The organism is Pseudonocardia sp. SID8383, from assembly GCF_009864975.1.
GTDB lineage: Bacteria > Actinomycetota > Actinomycetes > Mycobacteriales > Pseudonocardiaceae > Pseudonocardia > Pseudonocardia alni.
Genome location: NZ_WWFY01001124.1, coordinates 1 through 2,736 on the forward strand (window position 1 = coordinate 1; position 2,736 = coordinate 2,736).

Sequence of the window (2,736 nt, forward strand, 5' to 3'; positions counted from 1 at the left end):
GCCGCGGCGAGGCGGCCCACCAGGTCCTCGACGGTGTGCCCGACACTGCGGGCGCCGTCGCCGCCGCGCGGGGCGCGCTGCGGCAGTCCGGCGGCCGTCCAGGGAGCACGGCGTCGGGAACGGGCCCGGCCGGGGGGACCGCGTCCCCGGAGCGGGTCGTCTCGTCGTCGCGTACGTCCTCGGCCGTCACCTCGGCGCCGGTATCCGTGACACCGTCGGTCACCTCGTCGTACCCCCCGTGCAGCTGTTCACGGTGCGTCAGTCTCCGTGTCCCCGGCGCAGCCCGACAGCCCCCGTTCGGCGGACGGCGGCAGTCCGGCGGTCGACGGTGTGTGACGCGGGCGACCACGGAGCGACGCTGCCAGGATGGGGACATGTCCGACACCGGTGTCGCCCGTCGTCTCACCGAGTTCAGCCACGGCGCGGGCTGCGGCTGCAAGCTCGGACCGGCCCAGCTGGGGGAGGTCCTGGCGGCGGTCACGCCCCCGTCCCATCCGGACCTGCTGGTCGGCACCGACACCGGCGACGACGCCGCGGTCTGGCGGCTGTCCGAGGACCGTGCGCTGGTCGCGACCACCGACTTCTTCACCCCGATCGTCGACGACCCGGGGACCTGGGGCGCGATCGCCGCCACCAACGCCGTCTCCGACGTCTACGCCATGGGCGGCACCCCGCTGTTCGCGCTGAACCTGGTCTGCTGGCCGTCCGAGCAGCTCGGGCCGGACGTGCTGGCCGCCGTTCTGGAGGGCGGCGCCGGGGTGGGGCGGCGGTGCGGGTTCGCCGTCGTCGGCGGGCACACGATCGACGACCCGGAGCCGAAGTACGGCCTCGCCGTGGTGGGGGAGGTCCACCCGGACCGGGTCCTGACCAACGCCGGGCTGCGCCCGGGTGACGAGCTGGTGCTGACCAAGCCGCTCGGGATCGGCGTGACCACCACCGCGGTGAAACGCGGGGTGCCCGCGGACGTCGACGCCGCCGTCGCCGTCATGACCACTCCGAACGCCGACGCCGCGGCGGCCGCCCGCGAGGCGGACGCCACCGGCTGCACCGACGTCACCGGCTACGGCCTGCTCGGGCACCTCACGAAGATGACCGTCGCCTCGGGGGTGGACGCCCACGTCGACGTCGCTGCGGTGCCGCTTCTCGGCGGGGTGCGGGAGCTGGTCGCCGACGGCGTCGTCCCCGGCGGCACGCTGCGCAACCGCGCCTGGATCGACGACCGGGTCGTCGCGGGCTCCGCGGGCGAGGAGGACCTGCTGGTCCTGTCCGACGCCCAGACCTCCGGCGGGCTGCTGTTCGGCGCCGCCCCCGGCCGCGGCGACTCGGCCGTCGCGTGGCTGCGTGGGCGCGGGCACGACGCGGCCCGGATCGGCACCGTGACCGAGGGGACCGGGCTGGTCCGGCTCTGAGGCCTAGGGTCGGGGGCGTGCAGCCCGTCGACCGTTCCTGTGCCCGTACCCGCGCCTGGGTCGACGAGGCGATGCGCCGCGTCCAGGCCGACGCGAACCGTTCCGCCGACACCCACCTGCACGTGCTGGACCTGCCCGCCGAGTGGGGCGTGCAGGTCTACCTCAAGGACGAGTCGGTGCACCCCACCGGCAGCCTCAAGCACCGGCTGGCCCGGTCGCTGTTCCTCTACGCGCTCGCGTCGGGCTGGATCACCGAGGGCACCACGGTCGTCGAGGCCAGCTCCGGCTCGACGGCGGTCTCCGAGGCGTACTTCGCCCGGCTGCTCGGGGTGCCGTTCGTGGCGGTCATGCCGCGCTCGACCAGTCCGGAGAAGATCGCGCTGATCGAGCGGGAGGGCGGGCGCTGCCACTTCGTCGACCACGGCGGCGAGGTCTACGCCGAGGCCGAGCGGCTCGCCGCGGACACCGGCGGGCACTACCTCGACCAGTTCACCTACGCCGAGCGCGCGACCGACTGGCGCGGCAACAACAACATCGCCGAGTCGATCCTGGCCCAGCTGGCCGAGGAGCCGCACCCGGTGCCGGAGTGGATCGTCGTCGGGGCCGGGACCGGGGGCACCTCGGCCACGATCGGCCGCTACCTGCGCTACCGGCGGCTCGCGACCCGGCTGGCCGTCGTCGACCCGGAGGGGTCGGCGTTCCTGCCCGGGTGGACGGCGGGGGACCCGTCGTACGCGACCGGGGCGGCGTCGCGCATCGAGGGGATCGGGCGGCCCCGGATGGAGCCGAGCTTCGTCCCGTCGGTGATCGACCGGATGGTCCCGGTGCCCGACGCGGCCAGCGTCGCCGCCGCCCGGCACCTGCGCGACCGCACCGGCCGGTGGGCGGGCGGGTCGACCGGCACCAACCTCTGGGGCGTCTACCAGGTCGTCGCCGAGATGCTGCGCGCCGGACGCGCGGGCAGTGTCGTGACCCTGCTGTGCGACGGCGGGGAGCGCTACCGCCACAGCTACTACGACGACGCCTGGGTCGCCGCTCAGGGGATGGACCTGGCGCCCTACACCCGGACCCTCGACCGGTTCGTCGCGACCGGGGTCTGGTCGCCGCCCGCGGACTGAGCCTGGCCGGGGATCATTCCCCGGCGAGCAGGGCGGCGGTCGCGAGCAGCCGCCGCTCCGACCCGGGCCGGCCCACGAGCTGCACGCAGCCGTGCTCCCCGGGCCGGTACACCGGCGCGACCAGCGACGGCAGCCCGGCCAGGTTCCACGCGGCCACCCCGGTGGACCCGGCCCCGGACGCCCCGGGCGGGGCGGGCAGCAGACCGGCC

At 75.8% G+C, this 2,736-nt stretch carries 3 protein-coding genes and 1 pseudogene; 2 read left to right on the forward strand and 2 right to left on the reverse strand.

Features of this window, described 5'->3' with window-relative positions:
• The coding region (locus GTW08_RS32280; protein WP_237454243.1) for a hypothetical protein at positions 1 to 190 on the reverse strand (190 nt) is incomplete at its 3' end.
• Between the two features lie 184 nt (positions 191 to 374).
• Here GTW08_RS32280 and selD point away from each other — a divergent pair.
• Complete coding sequence (gene selD / locus GTW08_RS27360; protein ID WP_073577816.1) at positions 375 to 1,409, forward strand: selenide, water dikinase SelD; 1,035 nt, start codon at positions 375 to 377, stop codon at positions 1,407 to 1,409.
• A gap of 71 nt (positions 1,410 to 1,480) precedes the next feature.
• On the forward strand, positions 1,481 to 2,527 hold the full coding sequence (locus GTW08_RS27365; protein WP_202417774.1) for a PLP-dependent cysteine synthase family protein: 1,047 nt from the start codon (positions 1,481 to 1,483) through the stop codon (positions 2,525 to 2,527).
• Between the two features lie 13 nt (positions 2,528 to 2,540).
• On the opposite strand, the pseudogene GTW08_RS27370 reads toward GTW08_RS27365, so the two are convergent.
• Positions 2,541 to 2,736, reverse strand: a pseudogene (locus tag GTW08_RS27370) (hypothetical protein); the annotation flags it as partial.